Origin of the sequence: Blautia hominis (assembly GCA_002270465.1) — a bacterium.
GTDB classification, from domain to species: Bacteria; Bacillota; Clostridia; order Lachnospirales; family Lachnospiraceae; genus Blautia; species Blautia hominis.
The window spans coordinates 1-240 of record NQOF01000034.1 but is presented as its reverse complement, the minus strand read 5'-3'; the positions used below and the strand labels follow the sequence as shown (position 1 = coordinate 240).

The 240-nt window shown below is 40.0% G+C and carries 1 protein-coding gene; it reads right to left on the bottom strand.

The annotated features are described in order from the left end of the window. On the bottom strand, positions 1-186 hold a 186-nt coding region (locus tag CI595_RS26495), incomplete at its 3' end, for a hypothetical protein (RefSeq protein WP_205728130.1). Positions 187-240: the final 54 nt, after the last annotated feature.

Here is a 240-nt window from a genome sequence, read left to right as displayed (position 1 = left end):
CTCCGCCGCCAGCAACGCTGTCATTGCTGCCAAAACGCTGTTAATAAGTTCCATTCGTGGTTCCATAGGCAAATCCTCCTTTTTGCCTATGATTATACCAGTTTCCAGTGTTGTGCTAAACTCCGCTATAGTTAATAAAGCAGAAGAATCCGATTTGTCTATTGTTGAAAAAAATATTAACAGCATAAGTACGCTTCTATCGAACGAAACAACAGAAGGAACCACTGGTTCTACAAATAA